25 protein-coding genes are annotated in these 19,687 nt (G+C 61.4%); 8 read left to right on the top strand and 17 right to left on the bottom strand.

Translation table 11 applies throughout. The features are described 5' to 3' along the window. The coding region (locus FJ419_RS26035; RefSeq protein ID WP_210241676.1) for a hypothetical protein at positions 1-377 on the bottom strand (377 nt) is incomplete at its 3' end. Between the two features lie 553 nt (positions 378-930). On the opposite strand from FJ419_RS26035, the gene FJ419_RS26025 reads away from it, so the two are divergent. The 3 genes from FJ419_RS26025 to FJ419_RS26015 are packed head-to-tail and all read left to right on the top strand — an operon-like array spanning position 931 to position 1,612. After that, a complete protein-coding gene (locus tag FJ419_RS26025) occupies positions 931-1,122 on the top strand; it encodes a hypothetical protein (protein ID WP_140699977.1) in 192 nt (63 codons plus the stop codon). A gap of 10 nt (positions 1,123-1,132) precedes the next feature. After that, on the top strand, positions 1,133-1,342 hold the full coding sequence (locus tag FJ419_RS26020; protein ID WP_140699974.1) for a hypothetical protein: 210 nt from the start codon (positions 1,133-1,135) through the stop codon (positions 1,340-1,342). Between the two features lie 6 nt (positions 1,343-1,348). After that, the gene (locus FJ419_RS26015) at positions 1,349-1,612 is read left to right on the top strand and encodes a hypothetical protein (protein ID WP_140699971.1); all 264 of its coding nucleotides are present in this window, start codon (positions 1,349-1,351) and stop codon (positions 1,610-1,612) included. A 65-nt stretch (positions 1,613-1,677) separates the two neighbouring features. Here the strand turns inward: FJ419_RS26015 and FJ419_RS26010 are convergent, their stop codons facing one another. Next, positions 1,678-2,109, bottom strand: coding sequence for a hypothetical protein (locus FJ419_RS26010; RefSeq protein WP_140699968.1), 432 nt, complete (start codon positions 2,107-2,109; stop codon positions 1,678-1,680). Between the two features lie 287 nt (positions 2,110-2,396). Then, positions 2,397-2,726 carry a hypothetical protein gene (locus FJ419_RS30915; RefSeq protein WP_181170811.1) on the bottom strand — a complete coding sequence of 110 codons (330 nt, stop codon included), beginning with the start codon at positions 2,724-2,726 and terminating at the stop codon, positions 2,397-2,399. Positions 2,727-3,053: 327 nt separating this feature from the next. Between FJ419_RS30915 and FJ419_RS26005 the strand changes: the two genes are divergently transcribed. Beyond that, the gene (locus tag FJ419_RS26005; RefSeq protein WP_140699965.1) at positions 3,054-3,305 is read left to right on the top strand and encodes a hypothetical protein; all 252 of its coding nucleotides are present in this window, start codon (positions 3,054-3,056) and stop codon (positions 3,303-3,305) included. A gap of 143 nt (positions 3,306-3,448) precedes the next feature. On the opposite strand, the gene FJ419_RS26000 is transcribed toward FJ419_RS26005, so the two are convergent. The 9 genes from FJ419_RS26000 to FJ419_RS25960 form a co-directional block, all read right to left on the bottom strand. Then, positions 3,449-4,003 carry a hypothetical protein gene (locus tag FJ419_RS26000; RefSeq protein ID WP_140699962.1) on the bottom strand — a complete coding sequence of 185 codons (555 nt, stop codon included), beginning with the start codon at positions 4,001-4,003 and terminating at the stop codon, positions 3,449-3,451. A gap of 136 nt (positions 4,004-4,139) precedes the next feature. Further along, the gene (locus FJ419_RS25995; protein WP_140699959.1) at positions 4,140-4,877 is read right to left on the bottom strand and encodes a hypothetical protein; all 738 of its coding nucleotides are present in this window, start codon (positions 4,875-4,877) and stop codon (positions 4,140-4,142) included. 18 nt (positions 4,878-4,895) lie between these two features. Further along, positions 4,896-5,348 (bottom strand): hypothetical protein, encoded by a 453-nt coding sequence (locus FJ419_RS25990; protein WP_140699956.1) that lies wholly within the window; start codon positions 5,346-5,348, stop codon positions 4,896-4,898. Between the two features lie 339 nt (positions 5,349-5,687). Then, complete coding sequence (locus FJ419_RS25985) at positions 5,688-6,149, bottom strand: hypothetical protein (RefSeq protein ID WP_140699953.1); 462 nt, start codon at positions 6,147-6,149, stop codon at positions 5,688-5,690. Positions 6,150-6,258: 109 nt separating this feature from the next. Beyond that, positions 6,259-7,128, bottom strand: a complete 870-nt coding sequence (locus tag FJ419_RS25980; protein ID WP_140699950.1) for a ParB/RepB/Spo0J family partition protein — start codon at positions 7,126-7,128, stop codon at positions 6,259-6,261. 56 nt (positions 7,129-7,184) lie between these two features. After that, positions 7,185-7,661, bottom strand: coding sequence for a hypothetical protein (locus FJ419_RS25975; protein WP_140699939.1), 477 nt, complete (start codon positions 7,659-7,661; stop codon positions 7,185-7,187). 375 nt (positions 7,662-8,036) lie between these two features. Beyond that, positions 8,037-9,545 (bottom strand): recombinase family protein, encoded by a 1,509-nt coding sequence (locus FJ419_RS25970; RefSeq protein WP_140699936.1) that lies wholly within the window; start codon positions 9,543-9,545, stop codon positions 8,037-8,039. 54 nt (positions 9,546-9,599) lie between these two features. Further along, on the bottom strand, positions 9,600-9,941 hold the full coding sequence (locus tag FJ419_RS25965) for a DUF2147 domain-containing protein (protein WP_140699933.1): 342 nt from the start codon (positions 9,939-9,941) through the stop codon (positions 9,600-9,602). 70 nt (positions 9,942-10,011) lie between these two features. Next, the gene (locus FJ419_RS25960; protein ID WP_140699930.1) at positions 10,012-10,200 is read right to left on the bottom strand and encodes a hypothetical protein; all 189 of its coding nucleotides are present in this window, start codon (positions 10,198-10,200) and stop codon (positions 10,012-10,014) included. Positions 10,201-10,377: 177 nt separating this feature from the next. Here FJ419_RS25960 and FJ419_RS25955 point away from each other — a divergent pair, with 177 nt between their 5' ends. Together FJ419_RS25955 and FJ419_RS25950 are read left to right on the top strand one after the other, a co-directional pair. Continuing rightward, positions 10,378-10,644: a sel1 repeat family protein gene (locus FJ419_RS25955; protein WP_140699927.1), complete on the top strand. Its 267-nt coding sequence runs from the start codon at positions 10,378-10,380 to the stop codon at positions 10,642-10,644. 363 nt (positions 10,645-11,007) lie between these two features. Next, positions 11,008-12,129, top strand: a complete 1,122-nt coding sequence (locus FJ419_RS25950) for an ABC transporter substrate-binding protein (protein WP_140699924.1) — start codon at positions 11,008-11,010, stop codon at positions 12,127-12,129. A 145-nt stretch (positions 12,130-12,274) separates the two neighbouring features. Here FJ419_RS25950 and FJ419_RS25945 read toward each other — a convergent pair whose 3' ends face one another. The 3 genes from FJ419_RS25945 to FJ419_RS25930 all read right to left on the bottom strand — a co-directional run bounded on the left by FJ419_RS25945 (position 12,275) and on the right by FJ419_RS25930 (position 16,699). Next, entirely contained in the window at positions 12,275-14,239 is a 1,965-nt protein-coding gene (locus FJ419_RS25945) for an acetyl/propionyl/methylcrotonyl-CoA carboxylase subunit alpha (RefSeq protein WP_140699920.1), read from the bottom strand. A 319-nt stretch (positions 14,240-14,558) separates the two neighbouring features. Continuing rightward, entirely contained in the window at positions 14,559-15,089 is a 531-nt protein-coding gene (locus tag FJ419_RS25935) for an O-acetyl-ADP-ribose deacetylase (protein WP_140699916.1), read from the bottom strand. A gap of 2 nt (positions 15,090-15,091) precedes the next feature. Further along, complete coding sequence (locus FJ419_RS25930; RefSeq protein WP_140699913.1) at positions 15,092-16,699, bottom strand: carboxyl transferase domain-containing protein; 1,608 nt, start codon at positions 16,697-16,699, stop codon at positions 15,092-15,094. 99 nt (positions 16,700-16,798) lie between these two features. On the opposite strand from FJ419_RS25930, the gene FJ419_RS25925 reads away from it, so the two are divergent. Beyond that, positions 16,799-17,053: a type II toxin-antitoxin system HicA family toxin gene (locus tag FJ419_RS25925; protein ID WP_140699910.1), complete on the top strand. Its 255-nt coding sequence runs from the start codon at positions 16,799-16,801 to the stop codon at positions 17,051-17,053. Beyond that, a complete protein-coding gene (locus tag FJ419_RS25920) occupies positions 17,050-17,418 on the top strand; it encodes a type II toxin-antitoxin system HicB family antitoxin (protein WP_140636484.1) in 369 nt (122 codons plus the stop codon). The genes FJ419_RS25925 and FJ419_RS25920 overlap by 4 nt, the downstream gene beginning before the upstream one ends. Here FJ419_RS25920 and FJ419_RS25915 read toward each other — a convergent pair. Together FJ419_RS25915 and FJ419_RS25910 are read right to left on the bottom strand one after the other, a co-directional pair. Then, complete coding sequence (locus FJ419_RS25915; RefSeq protein WP_140699907.1) at positions 17,415-18,578, bottom strand: isovaleryl-CoA dehydrogenase; 1,164 nt, start codon at positions 18,576-18,578, stop codon at positions 17,415-17,417. The two genes, FJ419_RS25920 and FJ419_RS25915, sit on opposite strands and share 4 nt — an antisense overlap. A 42-nt stretch (positions 18,579-18,620) precedes the next feature. Then, positions 18,621-19,268, bottom strand: a complete 648-nt coding sequence (locus tag FJ419_RS25910; protein ID WP_140699904.1) for a TetR/AcrR family transcriptional regulator — start codon at positions 19,266-19,268, stop codon at positions 18,621-18,623. Positions 19,269-19,687: the final 419 nt, after the last annotated feature.

Below are 19,687 nucleotides of genomic sequence, written 5' to 3'. Positions count from 1 at the left end.
GTCTGCGACAATGGCGATGTCTTCGCCTGCAGCTCCGCGATGGTCTGCGAGAAGGGCGATGCCTTCGCCTGCAGCTCGGCGATGGTCTGCGACAATGGCGATGTCTTCGCCTGCAGCTCCGCGATGGTCTGCGAGAAGGGCGATGCCTTCGCCTGCAGCTCCGCGATAGTCTGCGAGAAGGGCGATGCGTCCAATTCGCTGATAGCCTTCGAGAACGGAGACACTTCCATCTCGCTGATGGCATTGGAGAAAGACGACACCTCCAGCTTGCTGGTGGCCTTCGAGAGCGGAGATACGTCCAGCCCGCGACTCAATCGATCGACCGGCCCATCACCTTGGCCCATGGCGATGTCGGATAAGCTCTTGAATTTATCCATCGTCTTCACGCCAAAGGTTGTTTGGTTGCGGCAAGTCCTTCGAGGTGCCCTGGTGCATCATAGCGCCGTATGCGCTGAGTCGACAGTTCCCTTCGCTCAAGGGCGTAAGGCAAGCGACTTTCACGGCTCATCCCTCCAGACGACCCGGCGCACCAACCCGATTTCCGCAAGCCGCCTAATCCTTGTTCTCTGCCGCTCCGCTGCTGTGGGGTTCTGCGTCTCGGCGTGCATGAAGTCGTTCTTACCGCATCGTTCGCAGCTCATTTTGCTCCCTACCAGCTCCGCCTCAATGTCCCCGAAGATCACCTCCAGATCGCTCGGCTGATACCACCGCTTGACGTTGCAGAGCCCACAACGGACAAGCACAAGCACAAGCACAAGCTGCCCGGTCTCATGGGCGTTGCTGAGCTTCCATGCGCCGCCGCGCTTTCGTCTTCCACCTGTGTCGGGCATTTCCGCAAATAGGAACACATTCCTCGTAGAGTCAATTCGATCTTGACAAATATGTTCCGCTTTTGTTCACTAAGGGCATGGACCGTTGGGAGTCAATGAAATGGAGCACATTGTCAGGCTCGACCCCCGCCAAGAGGCTGCTCTCCAAGCTATCGCGCATAAGTTCGTTGCCGCCCACAAGGGCGACGTGATGAAGGCCCTCAAGGAAATGATCATACTCAACGGCCACCTCCAAGAGAGGCTCGATATCGCCACCGGGCCGTCCTCGCGTTCCAGCCGTTTGGTCGGCTGAGGAGTGGACTATGGGAACTTACAATCTAGACCCCGCCACCAGAGCGGAACTGCACTCAGAAGCTCAAAAGCTCATTGCCAAATACGAGAGCCCGGTGGATGCCGTTGAGGCACTCATGGCCTACAACTGCGAGCTTGAGACCCAAATACTCGCCATCGCGCATCGATATCCGGGGCTGGTCTCCATTAGCTTTGATGACACCCACCCGACAGTGGCGTGACGCGATATGGCCGAGAGCATTCTTCCGCAGCGGCAAACTCCAAAGCTCATAGTGGTCGCCGCATTCGACCGCGACGAGGAGGGGAGTCTCCAAGCTGTCTATGGGCCTGCCGAGCAGCAGTCCGAGGAGCGGGCGATAAGGACCGCCAAGGCTCTCGCGGGGAAACATGCGGGTGCCATTGCCTGGTCCCGTGAGGCCAACCCGTCGATTGGCGAGTATGGTGAACCAAAGACACTTTTTATCGGCGGAGATGTGCCGGACATGGAGTGAATACGGGGAGGCGCGCTAAATACTTATGGCTCTGCTTCAAAGGCCTTAAGGTTCTCTCGTCCTCGTCATTTTTTCGGAAGCGGGGTGTTCTCGTCTATCCCAGAGTAATAAATTTGGGACATACCGGCGACAGTGGGGGTAAGCATCCCGTTCTCTTGTCGACGACCATCCTCGCTGACATCCTGGTAGTTGCAACTGGTTGAAACGTCTCTGAACTCTGGTTTGTAGCTAAGTCGGGCAACGCTTATCCTTTGGTAATTGAAAGCTGTGAGTTTGCCGGGTTCGACTAGCCCACCGGTGTTATCGGTATTGCGACGGTACGTGATGACCGCGATGTGAGAAATGTCAGCATCTCGAAACACTAGATCGTCGAATCCAGATTGCGGGAGTTGCTTACGCACTAGCATCCTGCAGGTAAGCTCGGTCCCAACAAATAAGCGGCGCGCCCCGCTGGTTTTGAATACAACGGTTGCGCCATTGATTGTGAGGTCGGTCATAACTCCAATGATCCTTGAGTCATCGAAACGAAGAGACCATCCGGCAACCACATTGACGATAGGTAAGACTGCTACCGTGGCAACTGAGATCAGGGCTGTCAGGAGCGCTAGGCTAGAGTTGCCCCACGGCACAAGTCGCCGCCAGTCTTGAAATTCTCCGCAGGCAGCGCATTTTCGTGCCTGTGCTGGAATAGGGGTACAGCACATCGCGCATGGTTTAGATGCCGGGCTGTCACTCGGAGGGGCCAAAGGAACGCTCAATGGCTTTTCATTCGGTTGTTGGCCGCTCATCCAAATGAGAAGGTGAACGGCTTGCCACCTAAGGTGCCCGTGCCGGTACCCCTCATTCCTGTGGAGACGAAGTTGAATGGACCACTCGATCCATCACTGCAGGTAAAGGTTCCGCTACCCTGCCTATTGTTCACGTACACAAAGTCGCCTTGGCACTTCCGACCTTTGTTGCTCGTGATAGTCAGATTTCCGGCGCCGTCAGCGTAGCCCGTGGCGCTTCCGGTGAAAGTCTCTGAGCCGTCCCCGGCCTGCCCCCGAACAGGAAGCGTCATCGCGCATCCGCCTAGCAGCAGACATGCGGCAAAGCCCGCGATCAATTTCTTCATGTTAGCCCCCTTTGTACTTCGGGCGCATACAGGCATAAGACAGCTGGTCGCTCAAGTGCCCATCTGAGACTGTCCCCTGGACATGCCAGCTCTGGTCCAAACGGGTCTCTACATTAGCGAGGCGTCATGTTTGATTTGTCGACGGCTGGACTACTCAATCGGACGCCATAGTTTGTCTCAGCAATGGCGAAGACGAGTTTCGTCGTTTTCCACAGATTGCCTTCGTTAGCGAAGACTCCACGTTCGTCCGACTTTTTTCGTCTGACAGCATGTGATTCATGGCGTGTCGGCAACAACGCCATGCTTCAAAAAGGGAGAGCCGACATCATGATCAACTACAGAGTCATTTTTTTTGGGAAACAAGGACGCCTTGTGAGTCGGCGACAGGTACCCTGCGAAGGGCACTGGGAGGCCTGCGAATGGGCGTGGAAACATAAACCTTCTCGGGCGGATGACTTCCACATCGAAGAAGCGGACCTTGACCATGATCCAGAGGGGCAGCTTCGCAAGGAGGACGCGACCATCAGCGCGGCCTTCCACATTCTCCGGAAGCGAGCAGGAATGATCAAACTACCCTGACGGGTACTTAGGGCACCGTGCGCGACCGTAACGAAACGCAAGGTGCCCCTGAGTTTGCTCTACCCCTCCACCCACACGCCACCTGAACAAGGTGAGAGACAACGAACGGGGGAGCAGCTGGGGGCGGAAGGGCAGAGTGTCATTTATTCGCCCGAGGCAATCGCCAAGGCGCCTTGCGCCAATGCGGCGTTAGCTTCGGCCAACTCAGCGTCCAGCATCGCGTCCGCATTGTCGGTATCGTCCACCTCAGGGCCGCTCAAGGCCGGGAAAAAGGTCGTGAGTTCCTTCTGGGTCATCCTGGGCGCTCCTGCCGCCAAGTCGCGCTGAGGTTTGGTCTCGGCAGTGTAGGGCAGACCCGTGGCAGGGTCATGGGTGCCCCGCACGATTCCCGCGCGGACCTCAGCCACGGCCATCCGGTCGGCACGATCTGCGGCGGCGGCGCCCTCAGCGTGACCGGGCCTGTCGGCACCGTGAGAGCGCGTCCGAACGTCGACCTTGCGGATGGCGTCACGGACCAGCTGCAGCGCCTCGCGTTCCTGCTTAAGCTGGCGCTCAAGTTCCTGGCGCTGACCCACAAGGGTCGAGTTTTCATTGGTGAGACGTGTGATCTCGGCGTTCAGCTTGCCGATCTCGGTGGAGTTGTCGAGCGCGTCGAGTTGGGCGAGGAGTTCCTCGCGTGTCATGGGCTTCTTGGCCATTGTTTTTCCTTCTACTCCCCTCGACTGATGAGGGGGATATGTCGTGTGGTTAGTGGGGCAGCAGGGCTGCGAGGGTGGCTGCGGTCGCGAGGACCAGATAGAGGGTGGCGAGGTGTTTCATGAGAAAAGCCATGGATCAGAACTCGTCCGCGTCGGGCAGAGACTGCCACCACCAGTCATAGGCCTGGGCTAGGCGGGAAGGGTCCAAGCGTCCCGTGACCACATCGGAAACGATGCGGCGGGCGAATGTGTCATCTGTGCGCGAGGCGGCATAGACCAGAGAGGCCCAACGTTCGTCTCCGATATGCTCGGATGCAACGGGCGAGGCCTCCATCACGGCTGTCTCGACCAGGACCGACGCGGTGGCGGCGTCCACCCCAGTGGCCTCGGAGAGGCGGGCGAGCGTGTCATTGAAGTCGCCGGTTTCGACCAGGGTTTCCACGCCATCCACGAAGGCCTCGGGGGTGAAGCATTCCGCAATGGCGTCAAGTGTCTCGGAGGGTGACGGCGCCGCGTCCTCGTCCTTGATCTCAAGTTGCTCCTGAAGGGCCTCAAGTTCCTCGTCGGTCATCTCGTCCACGTCGATATGTTCGAGAGGGTCATGACCGGCAGGGATGGCCTCGGGATTGAGGGCAGCAGGCGAGGCAGCGGGAGCGGCCTCGGGGTGCGCTTGAGACGCTTGGGCACCACCAGTGAGACCAAGCTCGGCGGCGATGTCAGCATCCACATAGGTGTTGAGACCGGCAACGAAGACCTTGCCCTCGGGGGCAGGGCCAGAGGCAGAGCCCGAGGCATAGTTCGGGTTGCTGTTGGGGGACCAACCGGACCTGTGGTCCATCGGGTTGGGCATGCGCATCATTCCGTCATCGGACATGAGGTTGTTTCCTTGGGGTTAGAGAAGACAAGCGGCCTTGAGGGCCATGCGGGTGTAATCGCGGAGGGTCAGGGATTGACCGTCATTGGTGGAGACAGGCGAGGACCAGAAGTCCTGGCCGTAGATCGTTTTGGCGTGGTGTACGAAGTCGCGGCCAAGGAGCCGGTGGGTTGCCCCTGAGGCCTCCTTGCGCAGCGTCGTCCGACCGATGGTCTTGCGGAAGTCGCCCAGAAGGGCACCGGCTCGAGTGGTCAGGAAGGCCTTGCGGTTCTCCCAGAGGCCCCCGGCGTGGCCTGTGTCGTAGTAGACCTCTATCCACCCGATGAGCACCAGGGCGTTGGTGACCGCCTCGGTATAGGTTCGCTTGTCGCGGTGCTGCCAGTTAGCGAGGAGACCCTTGGCCTTGGCAATCTGCGGCAGTCCCTTGTGGATGTCGGAAGGGCTGAGGCAGAAGGCAGGAGGCTGGGCCATGCGGCGTTCAAGGCCCCTGAGATCCCCTGCGATACGCTGGGCCAGCTTAGCGTCCGTCTGTAGGTAGACGGCAATGGCGTGGCGAAAGATGGCCAGTTCGTTGCGGGACGGAAGGCGGGCCAGGGGGTCCCCTCGGGAGCTTGAGGCGTCCCGATGGTGGCCACAGTAGCGGGAGACACCCGAGCGCGTCCGATCACAGCCGGGGCAAGAGCAAGATTTGCGTTCGTTGATGATCTGTCGGCGGCGCAACTGGGCGCCATTATCAGGGGCTTGGACACCCACACGCCAGTCGCGCGGGTGACCCCGAGTGACGGGAGATGCCATGAGGTTTCCTTGGGTTTACTGGAACTGGCCGTAGTTCTTGTGGCCAGAGGTTGCGATGTCCGTGAAGGTGGACATGGGGTTCGGCTTCAGCGCGTTGACAGTGCTCTGGGCCTGTATCTGTTGGGACTTGCCAGTCATGATGTAGTTGGCCCTGGCGCCGTCCATCTGGTCCTTGGCGTTGGCGATGGATAGGGCAGTCTGGCGGGACTGTTCGGCAAGGCGGAGACCAGCGGTCGAGCCGGTCATGCCAGCGCCTGAGGCGACAGCCGCCGATTTGGCACGGTCCCCCTCCAACTGGGCCTGATAGCCATCCTTGAGGGCGGCATTGGTGTTCACGATGAACTCGCGTTCATTGGCGGCTTGCTGCAAATTGTAGTTGCTCACAGCAGCCTTTTGTTTGTCGCCCGCTATGGATGCCTCACCGGCAGCTTGAGCGGCCCCGGCAGCAAGGCCGAGGACTAATCCGAAATCGCACACGGCGACCTCCTATGGTTGGGATATGTTGAACCTGCCCCAAGGGGGCGGAAGGGGCCTAGCGGTATGCCCAACTGGGCAACGCTACATGGGCAATATGCCCAGTCGGCCCCTAGTAGTCGGGGTTGTCCCGCTCCTCGATCATGCGATCCAGGTTAGCCGCGACATGCTCACTGAAGGCGGGTGCCTCAAGGAGCCATGCAGGGAAGCGCTTATCGAGAACCACAAGGGCCTCAGCGAAGATGTCCGCATTCTTGAACAACTGGGAGCCGAAGGTCTTGCGCAGGCGGCGCTCATAGTCGGATACCAGTTTGGAACGCCAGTCCGGCACAGGAGCCTTTGGCGCGTGTCCCTGCAACTCGTCTCGGGCATCCTGCCATGTGAGGGACATGAGATGCTCCTGGGTTGCTCCCGTCGCGGCAAGGCCTTCGCGAACCTTGCGCATGTTCTTCACGGTGCCATCCGCTACGGAACAGCAGCGGCGTATCCTGTCACGGGATAGGTCTGTGGTGACCGTCAGGAACCACGCGCGGTCCAGTTTCTCGACAAGGGTCATGGGCAGGCGGTCCTTTGAATTGGCCTCGACGGCGAACGCCAGGGCCTCCTCAAGGGTCCCCTCGAAGACCTCGACGGGCACGGCGGTGTGAACGCCAGCCCGGAGGTAAGCGTGTCGGCGGTGGTGACCATCGACCACATACCATCGGTCTCCCCCCCACCAGACAACCAGGGGGTCCAGATAGGTAGGATTGGACGGGGAGCCGATAGCGGCCATAAGGGTTTCAATGTGGCGCTCGCCTTCGAGCTTGCGCCCTTCGAGTTCGCGCGGCTGGAAGACACCCGTCATTGACGTGACGCGCGAGGGGCCGATGGGTCCCTTGAGGTTTAGGTGGGTTGGCAGCGGAGCGGGTGGCGTGGAGCCATTCGTTTCGAGGGCCTGCCGGATAACCTGGAGGGCCTCAGGGGTGGAGATTTGTTCCGTCATTTGGAACCTTTCGTTGGTGCAGGGTGGGCAACGCTACATGGGCAATATGCCCAGTTCTAAGCAGCCTTTCCGTGCCGGAAGGCCTTGAGTTCATCGACAGAATGACGCTGGGTGAACCAGTCGGGCATAAAATCTTGAGTGTCCGCTGGGCGTTTGGTGCCAGCGGCTACGATCTCGGCTATCTGCTCATGTTCCAGATAGACCGTGTCGGATGGAAGCCAACCGAGGAGCCGGAAGGACCAGAGTGTCCTAAGAATTTCTTTGATGACATCAACGTGGACGCGGTGGTTGCATCGGACCCTTTCCATGTCCTTCAAGCTGCAGCCTTCCGGCACCATTCCGCCAACGTGGGCGAGGCGGCGGGTGGCGCGGGTGATGCGGACGGGCAGGGGAAACTCACGGCTCCAAGGGCGTTTCCTGGGGGACGGAAAGGTCTTGGCGAGGCTTGGGGTGGTCGTCGGGGTGCGCAGGGCTTCACGGAGGGCGAGCAATTCAGTATCGCCCGCCGCATCCGCAGGGGCGGTATGGGGCATTGATCCTACATGTTGTGATGGTCTTGGGTGTGGGCGCCAAGATGTGGTGGCGAGGCTTGGTGATCAAAGGAGACCACCAAGAGTTTTCTCAAGAAGACAGGGGAGGAAGCAGAGGCGAGCCCAACATGGAGCTTCGCCTGTGTATCTGTATGAGTGGGTAACGCGCGCCGGGAGGAGCTTTCGCTGTTCTCTCTACGACGATATAAAGCGAATCGCTAATATTCGAATACTCTAACACAAGCCTTACTATTCTCAATATGAGGCTCTAATCTCGTTGCCGAACGCGGGGGCTGCCGAGAACTTTTCTTATCTCTCTATGGGCCCCTAATTAGAAGTCGGTAATGTTGACCTTGCTCTTCCCTGTACGGCAACCAATCAGCCCGGCGCGCCACTCGCATCGAAAACAATCGCGTGGGTTTGGCCGCTGCGCATGGTCACAAGGGCTCGCCTGAGGGTCTTGCTGTCGCTGTCAAGGTCGATGCGTTCTATCAGGTCACCAAGGAGCCCTTGCGCCGCCTTGCGGTCCTCGCGGGCCAGCCGCTCAATCTCTTCTTGGTCCGCCATAAAATCGTCTACGGCCGCCTCAGCCTCACGAAACCTCGCGTTGTTCTCACGTAGCTTTCCGAGTTCTTGGCGCTTCAATGCGATCTCACGCGAGATAGCATCAGCCTGTGTCGTCAACAGGCGGATGACATCGGCTGAGGAGGCATTGGCAACACCGTCAAGGACGTTCGCCCTCTTGGCTTCGAGGGCGGCCAAGGTGGTCTCTATGGCCTTCACGGGACCGTCAACGGCCTCCGGTTCCTGCGGTATAGGAACGGCCAAGAAGCCAATGCGGCTGACTATCTCCCGTTCGAAGTCCCCATAGTTCCAATTAGGCGCCCGGCAGTCGGTACGCTTGGACATCTTGCCGGTGCATGTGAGATAGCCGAAGGATCGACCACCACGCTTAACAGAGGTGACGGCCATTGAGGAGCCGCACTCCGAGCAATAGACCATGCGGCTGAACAGGTTCGTTGTGTTGCCCACCTGTCGACTGTGCTGTCGGGCCTTGGTCCTCTGGCGTGAGGCCAGCCATTCGCTCTCAGTGATCAGGGCAGGAAAGTAGCCCGGCACCTGCTCGCCTCGAAGGACAAGCGTCCCATAGGCCGCAGGGTTACGCAGCGTCTCGCCCACGACCATCTGAGACCACGTGCCACCTGCTGGGCTTAAGATGCCCTTGGCGTTCAGCGTCCGTGTGATTGTCAGCTGGCCGAGACCCTGCTTTGCGAGATCGAACAACAGGCGAGCGTCTGAGGCCCTGGCGTTAAGCTCTTGGGTGTCGCGATCAATCCAAAAGGGAACCTTGGCGAGCTTGATGCGTCCCGCGCGCGCCTTCTCAGCCTTGCGCTTCCAGGCCTCTTGGACACGGTAAGACAGCTTGGCGCTGTACTCATGGGCGGCTTGCATGGCCATGAGGGACATCATGAGACCGGCGAAGTTGTCGTCATATCCCTCGCTGGTGTGGACGCGCTGGTCCGTCAAAGTCACCAGGGCAAGACCGGTGTCCAAGAGATCGAGGAAATAACGGATTGCCTTGGCTGGCTTAACGCGAGTGATGCGGTCGATGTTCTCGACTATGAGGACTACATCATTCGGTATCTTGCCAGACCGGACATCAGCCACGAAGGCACCAAGAGAAGCCTCCAGGTTCGCGCCTTTGAAGGCAGACACGCCATCGTCCACCAACTGGCGGTCAAGGTCTAGGTCTAGGCCATACTGGGAGCAGAACGCCTTGGCATTGCTGGTCTGTCGGGCAAGGCTGTCGCCCTGGGACTGCTTACCGGAGGACCAGCGAGCATAAGAGATCGCTTGGCGTCCCTTGAGATTGTGGGGGTGAAGCATGGTTGGCGTCTCCGGTTTTGTGCCTTGGAGACGCCGGGGTATCAGTCTGCAGAGTTACTGTCTAGTCCAGGTCTGGCTCTTGCAGATCAGGCCGCCGAACACGCAGCCGCTCATCTTGAGCGCGGTGCCCGAGAGCGTCGCCTTGCCGGAATAGGTCTTGTCGTTTGCCGGATCGGTGATGCTGCCGGCATATTTGTTGTCGCCGGCCGCCTTCAGCGAGCCGATCGTCTTGCCGGCGTATTTGCCGGTTTTGAGCGTGATCGAGAAAGAACCGCTCCCGCCGATCGCCGCGGTGTCGCCGGCCTGCGTCTTCCAGTTGCCTTCGATCGGGTCGGCGCATGCGGCGCCCGCCATGATCAAGGTGGCCGCCAGGGCCAGAGTCAGCTTTCGAAACATCTTGTCCACCTCCCTATGGGGTTGCGGCGGGCTCCAGTTCCGCCTTCCTGCCCCTTACGCAAAGGTAAAGCTAATCCAGCCGCCGCCAAAACAAAAGCGGTGCCGCGACGGAAGGTTGCAAGGATTTTCGCCGCGCGACCGACTGAAAATAAACGTGACCGAAAAACGCTTCGGTTTCCGTGGTTAGCGAAGTCTTGATTCCGCCGTCGGCAATTTTCATCGAATTTGACGCAAAATGGCTGAAACGCTGGATTCCCATGCTTAACAGTTTTCCGCGTTTACCTCTTGTTTTAGCTTTGTTTTCCTCAAATTAAGCAAGCCATTTAACGACGGATTCAAGGCCAGCCGTCATCCTCGAAAGCATCGAAAGAGCGGCTCGCCCCGAGGGATACCAAGGGAAAGGAGGCAGCTCTCGGGAGCCAGACAGGGGATTGAAATGGCACGCTTTGAAATGCTTGAGGACGGCTTCGGCGCCATGGGGGCAACTACCCAGGCCGACATTCTTTTCGAACTGGGCATGATGTATGCGACCGGTCGCGATTGCGAGACCGATGTCGTTGCCGCCCACAAATGGTTCAACATCGCCGCGATCAAGGGCTCGGCCCGCGCCGCCGAGCTGCGCTCGGAACTGTCGGCCACCATGTCGAAAGTCGAGATCGCCACGGCGCTGCGCGAAGCCCGCGAATGGATGACGATGCACTGATCCTCAGCGCGTAGCGCTCAGCTCATTGGGACAAGGCCGCGGAAAGACGGCCGGTCAAGAAGAACGAGAACGTGGCGGGTTGAGACAACCGAAGCCACGCGAAAAAACAGGGAAGCGAGCGGGTTTCAGGCGCGGGGGCGTCTGGGGAGCTCGACTGCAAAGCCGCGACCGACCGAAACAAGGTCGGCGCGGCTTTTTGCATTACGCCTGGCAATCAGGCGTGGCCCAAGAAATCCTCGTCGGAATGAACCAAAGCCGGCCTCACTGTCCTCTCGACAGTTTCGGCGAAGGGTGAAATTGTCCCGGCTCTGTGGAAGAAGCGCGGCCGGATCGGCACGCGCAAGTGGAGGAGTTCTTATAGTCATGAAAAAATTGGGTATTTTGAGCGCGGCCGCTTTTGGCCTGATGATGAGCGCCCCGGTTGCCTTTGCCGACGACATCACCATTTCGGTGGTCGGCCCCATGACCGGCCAGCTCGCCACCATCGGTGACCAGTTCAAGCAGGGCGCGCAGGCCGCCGCCGACGCGATCAATGCGGCTGGCGGCGTCAACGGCTCCCAGATCAAGCTCGACATCGAGGACGACCAGTGCGATCCGAAGCAGGCGGTCTCGGTCGCCAACCGCATCGTCGCCAACGGCGTCAAATTCGTCGATGGCCATGCCTGCTCTGGCTCCAGCATTCCGGCCTCGGCCGTCTATGCCGAAGCCGGCACGCTGATGATGAGCCCCGCCTCGTCCAACCCGGTGCTGACCGACGCCGCCGCCAAGGCCGGCTGGCCGACCATCATGCGCCTCTACACGCGTGACGACGCGCAGGGCGCCTTCATCGGCCCATGGATTGCCAAGAAATACGCCGGCAAGAACGTCGTCGTCCTGCACGACAAGAGCGCCTACGGCCAGGGCGTTGCCGACGCCGTGAAGGCGACGATGAATGCCGGCGGTCTCAAGGAGGTCGACTATGAAGGCATCAATGCCGGCGAGAAGGATTATTCGGCCCTCGTCACCAAGCTGAAGGAACTGAAGGCCGACGTCGTCTATTTCGGCGGCTATCACCCCGAGGCGGGTCTGATCCTGCGTCAGGCGGCCGAGCAGAACGTCAAGTTCCAGCTGATCATGCCGGACTCGATCGCTTCGCCGGAATTCTGGCAGGTTGCCGGCCCGGCCGGTGAAGGCACCATGTTCGTCTTCCCGTCGGACCCGCAGGCCAAGCCCGAAGCGAAGGACGCGGTCGCCAAGATCAAGGCCGGCGGCTTCACGCCCGAAGGCTTCACGCTGTTCTCCTATGCCGTGGTCCAGGCTGTGGCCGAAGGCGTCAAGCGCGCCGGCACCGACGATCCGGCCAAGGTCGCCGAGGCGCTCAAGGACGGCAAGCCGATCAGCACCGTGGTCGGCGACGTCATCTTCGACGAGAAGGGCGACCTGAAGAACGCCAGCTACGACATCAACCAGTGGCACGACGGCAAATACGCGCCGATCAAGCCGTAAGTCGGTTCTGCAAGAATCAAGGGAATGGCCGGGACGAGCCCGGCCATTTCCGTTTGTGCTGCGGCATTGACGTGCAGGGCAGGCTGGCGCTGTCCCGCCATACCTAGTTATTTTGTCTCGTTAACGAGACAATCGAACAGCCACTTCAGCCCTGCCCATCCTCCGCAAACCGCACCAGCACCGTGCCGTCGCTGACCTGCGCGCCCTCGGCCGCAATCTCGGCGATCACGCCGTCATGCGGGGCGGCGATCATGTGCTCCATCTTCATCGCTTCGAGGATCAAAAGCGGCTGGCCCTTGATCACGACATCGCCCGCCGCGGCGCGCACCAGCTTGACCAGCCCCGGCATCGGCGCGCGCAGGCTGCTTGAGGCGGCTCCCGCCTCGTCGGCCTTGGCGAGCGGATCGGGGACCGTGAACGTATAGCCGACCGCGCTCTCGAAGACGGTGACATGGCCGGGCCAGCGGGCGGCATGCAGCATGGTCCTCAAATCATGCGTGTTCACCGCATCATGCGGTGCCTCCAGCGCCACCTGGAAGCGGCCGTCCGAGCGTGCCGAAACCCGCGCCAGGATGTTCTCCTCGCCATAGCGCAAGCGGGTGCGGCGCGAGAGCGGGTGGAAATGGGCATAGCTGGAAAGCGTGGACCAGGGGTCGGCGGCGGGACCCGGCACAGCGGTATCCGTCGCCGCCAGCGCCGCGGCCGCGATCGTCTCGTCGCTCGGCGGGGGAATGGCGGTGAGCGTCGCCTGGTGCCGGCCGATCAGCCCGGTATCGACATCGCCGGCAGCGAAATCGGCGTCGGCAGCGAGCGCCGCCAGGAAAGCGGTGTTGACGGTCGAGCCGGCCACTTCCGTCCGCGCCAGCATCTCGCGCAGCGTGCCGAGCGCCGAAGCCCGATCCTTGCCGTGCGCCACGAGCTTCGCGATCATCGGATCATAGAAGGGGGAGATCGCATCGCCGGCGCGCACGCCGGTCTCGATGCGTATCGCGGCACCTTCCGGCGCCGCGTCGGGGAATTTGAGATGATGCAGCGTGCCGGTCGCCGGCAGGAACCCTCTCGCGGCGTCCTCGGCATAGAGGCGGGCCTCGAAAGCGTGGCCGGACAAAGCGATCTCGTTCTGCATCTTCGGCAGCGTTTCGCCGGACGCGACGCGAAGCTGCCATTCGACGAGATCGACGCCGGTGACCATCTCGGTGACGGGATGCTCGACCTGCAGTCGGGTGTTCATCTCCATGAACCAGAAGCGGTCGGCCTTCAGTCCCTGAGAGGCGTCGACGATGAACTCGATCGTGCCGGCGCCCGAATAATTGATCGCCTTGGCGGCCTTCACGGCCGCCTCCGTCATCGCCTTGCGCAGCGCCGGCGTCATGCCGGGGGCGGGCGCCTCCTCGATCACCTTCTGGTGGCGGCGCTGCGCCGAGCAGTCGCGTTCGTAAAGATGCACGGCGTTGCCGAAATTGTCGCCGAATACCTGCACTTCGATGTGACGCGGCTTGTCGACATATTTTTCCACCAGCACGCGATCGTCGCCGAACGCCGCCTTTGCCTCGCGACGCGCGCTGGAAAGCGCCTCCGAGAAATCGTCGGGGTGGTCGACGCGCCGCATGCCCTTGCCGCCGCCGCCGGCGCGCGCCTTGATCAGCACCGGGTAGCCGATCTCGCGCGCCTTGGACGCAAGCAGCACGATTTCCTGCGCTTCGCCGTGATAACCCGGCACCACCGGCACGCCGGCCTTTTCCATCAGCCGCTTGGCGGCGTCCTTTAATCCCATGGCGCGGATCGAGGCGGCGGAAGGACCGATGAAGACAAGGCCTGCCGCCGTCGCCTGGTCGACGAAATCGGGGTTTTCCGACAGGAAGCCGTAGCCGGGATGGATGGCCTCGACGCCGGTGGCGAGCGCCGCCGCCACGATCCTGTCGCCGCGCAGATAGCTTTCGCCGACGGGCGAGGGGCCGATATGCACGGCCTCGTCGGCCATCTCGACATGGAGCGCGCGGGCATCCGCGTCCGAATAGACGGCGACGGTGCGCACACCGAGCCTGCGGGCGGTTCGGATGACGCGACAGGCGATCTCGCCGCGATTGGCAATCAGGATCTTGCCGAACATGGAGCCTCCGCGAGTAGAGCTTGCTTCGCGTTGAGGAGGCATTCCTTCGCGCCCCCCTCTGTCCTGCCGGACATCTCCCCCACGAGGGGGGAGATCGGACGTCGCCGCCGATTTCGCCAATCGTCAACATTGTAGGGAGAGCGGCAGCGCCGAAGCTGCCAATCTCCCCCCTTGTGGGGGAGATGTCCGGCAGGACAGAGGGGGGCGCTGTACCGCCGGCCTCTCCAGGCCAGCGTTCGTCCAACATAGTGGAGCACTCCCTTATCAAGAGAGTGCTTTGCCGAAGTCGTCTCTTGAGCAGTCTGCTTGATCATCGAGGTCAGCTCTTCCCGAGGTCAGCAATGGCTCGCCGGTATAGTTCTGCGGTCGGCTCGTCGAAGCAGCAGAAAGTCACGGTTCCCGGCAGCACATTCTGCGCGATGAAGTTGCTGACGGTGACAACGGCAATGCTGGTCGCTTGCTCCTTCGGAAAGCGATAGATGCCGGTCGAGATCGCCGGGAAAGCGATGGTTCGACAATCATGGCCGAGCGCGATTTCGAGCGAGCGCCGGTAGCAGGAGGTGAGCAGCTCGGCTTCGCCCTTGCCGCCGCCTTGCCAGACCGGGCCTACCGTGTGGATGACGTAACGCGCCGGCAGGCGATAGCCTTTGGTCAGCTTGGCGTCGCCGGTCTTGCAGCCATGCAGCGTGCGGCACTCGGCGAGCAGCTCCGGCCCGGCCGCGCGATGGATGGCGCCGTCGACGCCGCCGCCGCCCAGCAGCGAGGAATTGGCGGCATTGACGATGGCGTCGACCGCGAGCTTGGTGATGTCGCCGGTGTGGATACGGATCCTGTCGCCGAGAGCGCTCATCGTCACATCCTGAACACGCCGAATTTCGTCGCCTCGATCCCGGCATTGAGCACCGCCGAAAGGCTGAGCGCCAGCACGTCGGGGGTCCTGGCCGGATCGATGATGCCATCGTCCCAGAGCCTGGCCGAGGAATAGAGCGGATGGCCCTCATGCTCGTATTTCATCAGGATCGGCTTCCTGAACTTCGCCTCGTCTTCGGCGCTCCACTCACCGCCCTTGCGCTCGATGCCCTCGCGCTTGACCATGGCAAGCACAGTGGCCGCCTGCTCGCCACCCATCACCGAGATGCGCGCGTTGGGCCACATCCACAGGAAGCGGGGCGAATAGGCGCGGCCGCACATGCCGTAATTGCCGGCGCCGAACGAGCCGCCGATGATCACCGTGAGCTTGGGCACGCGTGCCGTGGCGACCGCCATCACCAGCTTGGCGCCGTCCTTGGCGATGCCGCCGGCCTCGTATTTTCGCCCGACCATGAAGCCGGTGATGTTCTGCAGGAAGACCAAAGGAATGCCGCGCTGGCAGCAGAGCTCGATGAAATGAGCGCCCTTCAGCGCGCTTTCGGAAAACAGCACGCCGTTGTTGCCGATGATGCCGATCGGCATGCCGTGCAGATGGGCAAAGCCGGTGACCAGAGTGGTGCCGTAATTCTGCTTGAACTCGTCGAACTCCGAACCGTCGACGAGCCGGGCAATCACCTCGCGCACGTCATAGGGCTGGCGCAAATCCGTCGGCACAATGCCGTAGAGTTCGGCCGGATCGTAAAGCGGCGGCACCGATTTCTGCAGATTGAGGTTTAGAGCCTTGTTCCGATTCAGGTTCTTGACGATGCGCCGGCAAATAGCCAAGGCGTGCTCGTCATCCATGGCATAGTGGTCGGCGACGCCGGAAAGCCTGGTGTGGACATCGGCGCCGCCGAGTTCCTCGGCGCTGACATCCTCTCCGGTGGCGGCCTTCACCAGCGGCGGGCCGCCGAGAAAAATGGTCGCCTGGTTGCGCACCATGATCGTCTCGTCCGACATCGCCGGCACATAGGCGCCGCCCGCCGTGCAGGAACCCATGACGCAGGCGATCTGCGGGATGCCGGCGGCCGACATGTTGGCCTGGTTGTAGAAGATGCGGCCGAAATGCTCGCGGTCCGGGAAGACCTCGTCCTGGTTGGGCAGGTTGGCGCCGCCGCTGTCGACCAGGTAGACGCAAGGCAAGTTGTTCTGCAGCGCGATCTCCTGCGCCCTGAGATGCTTCTTCACCGTCAGCGGGTAATAGGTACCGCCCTTCACCGTGGCGTCGTTGACGACGACCATGACTTCGGTGCCCTCGACGCGCCCGACGCCTGTGATGATGCCGGCCGACGCGATGTCCTCGCCATACATCGACCATGCCGCGAACTGCCCGACCTCGAGGAAGGGCGAGCCGGTGTCGAGCAGTTGCGCCAGCCGCTCGCGCGGCAACAGCTTGCCGCGGGAGACGTGGCGTTCGCGGGCTTCGTCCGAGCCGCCGCGCTCGACGCTTGCCGCCTTCTCGGCGATGTCGGCGACCAGCGCGCGCATGCGCTCCGCATTGGCGCGGAAGGTGTCGGAGGAGGGGGAGATCTGGGACGTAAGCGCGGGCATTGACGGACCTCAGATGATATCATATTTTAGTATCACTTGGCTCTCGCCCTGACCCGAGAGGAGTCGACCAAGTCTTCGATCTCGGGAGGGCGAAAAGTCATGAAGACAGCACATCGACAGACGCTGGACAGGATATTTGCAAACCCGGTCAGCGCTTCGATCAAGTGGCGAGATGTTGAGGCTTTGCTGGTTGCGCTCGGCGCGCAAGTTTCGCAAGGACGCGGATCGCGGGTCCGCTTCACATTGAACGGTATAACGCTTCGAGTCCATCGACCGCATCCCTCGCCTGATACGAAAGCATATGTGGTCCGGGAGATCAGGACTTTCCTACTAGATTCGGGTGTTGAGCTATGAGGCCATACAAAGGATATCTGGGAACCATCGAGTTCGACGAAAACGACGTCGTGTTTCACGGTCGTATCGTGGGTATTCGCGACATCTTCACATACGAAGCCGATTCGGCGGAAGAATTGCTGAAGGCTTTTCATGAATGTGTCGACGACTACCTCGAATTTTGCGCGGAACAGAACAAGGAGCCGGAAAAACCTTTTTCTGGCAAACTCGCCCTGCGCACCACGCCGGAAGTCCACCGTCTTGTCAGCCGGGCGGCTTCCAGCGACGGCAAATCCATTAATCAATGGGTTTCGGACACTCTCGCCGAAGCGGCTCGTAAGCGGGTCGACGAAGGCTCGACGAAAGTGACGAGCCGAGCGCACTAGACCCCCTCCGCCATGATCTCGCGCCCGATCAGCCAGCGGCGGATCTCGCTGGTGCCGGCGCCGATCTCGTAGAGCTTGGCGTCGCGCAGCAGCCGGCCCGTCGGATAGTCGTTGATGTAGCCGTTGCCGCCGAGCAGCTGGATGGCGTCGAGCGCCATCTGCGTCGCCTTCTCGGCGGCGAACAACACACAGCCGGCGGCGTCCTTGCGTGACGTCTCGCCGCGGTCGCAGGCGGCCGCCACCGCGTAGACGTAGGCCCGCGCGGCGTTCATCGTCGAGTACATGTCGGCGAGCTTGCCCTGCACCAGCTGAAAGGTGCCGATCGGCTGGCCGAACTGCTTGCGCTCATGGACATAAGGCACAGCGATGTCGAGACAGGCCGCCATCAGCCCGATCGGGCCCCCGGACAGCACCGCGCGTTCATAGTCGAGCCCCGACATCAGCACCTCGACGCCGCGCCCTTCCTCATGCAGCACGTTCTGGAACGGCACCTCGACATCCTCGAACACCAACTCGCCGGTGTTGGAGCCGCGCATGCCGAGCTTGTCGAGTTTTTGCGCCACCGAAAAGCCGGCCATCGCCTTTTCCACGATGAAGGCGGTGATGCCGCGCGCATGGCGTTCCGGATCGGTCTTGGCATAGACCACCATCGTCCCGGCGTCCGGGCCATTGGTGATCCACATTTTCGAGCCGTTGAGCACGTAGCGGTCGTTGCGCTTTTCGGCGCGCAGCCGGAGCGACACCACGTCCGAGCCGGCGCCTGGTTCCGACATCGCCAGCGCGCCGACCGTCTCGCCCGAGCAGAGGGCAGGCAGGTACTTCTCCTTCTGCGCGGGGGTGGCCCAGCGGTTGATCTGGTTGACGCAGAGGTTCGAATGCGCGCCGTAGGAGAGGCCGACCGAGGCGGACGCACGCGAAATCTCCTCCATCGCCACGACATGCGCGAGATAGCCCATGCCGCTGCCACCGAAGTCCGGATCGGCGGTGATGCCGAGCAGGCCGAGCGCGCCGAGCTCGCCCCAAAGATGCGCGGGAAATTCGTTGCAACGGTCGATCTCGGCCGCGATCGGCGCGATCCGGTCCTGAGCGAAGCGCCTCACCGTGTCGCGCAGCGCCTCGATGTCGGGATCCAATCCGAAGTTCAGCGTATTCGTGTACATGCCGTTCCTCCCTGCGCCGGTCTTCGCGGAGATCGCGCCGTATCAGAGTGCCACGGCGTCCCTGGCACGCCCCGAGGGACGCGCGGTGCCATGGCTGATTGTCGCGCCGACCAGGCGCATTGTCATCGAAAGATATGATGCCGTGACTTCGGCGATCGACAGCCGCTCGCCCGGCCGGAACCAGACGATGACGCCGGTCATCATCTGGATCAGCGCCATGGCGGTGAGCCCGGTGTCGTCGACCTGAAAGACACCGGCCTCGGCGCCGTCGCGCAGGATCGTGCGCAGCTCCTTTTCATAGGCCGTGCGCATCTTGAGGATCTGCGTCAGCCTTTCATGCGAAAGGCTGCGCAATTCCATGTTGGAGACATGGGTGGCGTGGCGCCGCCCGATGTGGAAAGCGATGTGGTTCTCGACATAGGCGGCAAGCCGGGTGACCGGATCGGCCGCGGCCGGCCGCGCCGCTTCCCAAGCCTCGAGCAGACCTTCCATATGCTCCCGCATCAAGGTGAAAAGCAGATCTTCCTTGGTCGGGAAATACCGATAGAGCGCTGCCGCCTGCACGCCGACCTCGGCCGCCAGCTGCCGCATCGACATCGCCTCGTACCCGAGGCGCGCGATCAGGCTGACCGCCGCCTCGCGAACGGCCGCTTCGGTTTTCTCCCCGTCGGAACCTGTGGTGCGTGCCATGTTTGCCTCTGGCAGGAATAATAAAACGAACGTTCAATTAATTCAAGATGGACAATACATTCGCTCCTCGCCCTGGTTTGCGGAGGTGAAATGAGATTAGTTCCCCGACAAGCGATTCTGAAAGGTTGCGGTTTGTCTTGGTGCAAGATTTTTCCGTTCATGTCCGTGAAATCAGCGCAAACGCGGGGAATTGGTTGGAGCCGCCCCAACCTCGTCATTCTATGGCGGAGCAAGGAGCGAAGCGACGCGGCGCAGACCATAGAATCATTCCGTGACTTGGAAGTGCCGCCACGGTGCAGAATTCTGTTCCGTTGCATTCCTTGGCGAAGGTAACGGCATGGATTTCCAGGGTCTCCGCGACGGAGCTTCGCTCCTGCTCCGCCCCGGAATGACGATTCGCGATGGGCGTTTCGGCCAAT

Origin of the sequence: Mesorhizobium sp. B2-6-2, assembly GCF_006440615.1 — a bacterium.
Taxonomy (GTDB): Bacteria; Pseudomonadota; Alphaproteobacteria; order Rhizobiales; family Rhizobiaceae; genus Mesorhizobium.
Note: the sequence above shows the minus strand (reverse complement) of the source record. Positions and strands in the feature narration are given on the sequence as shown.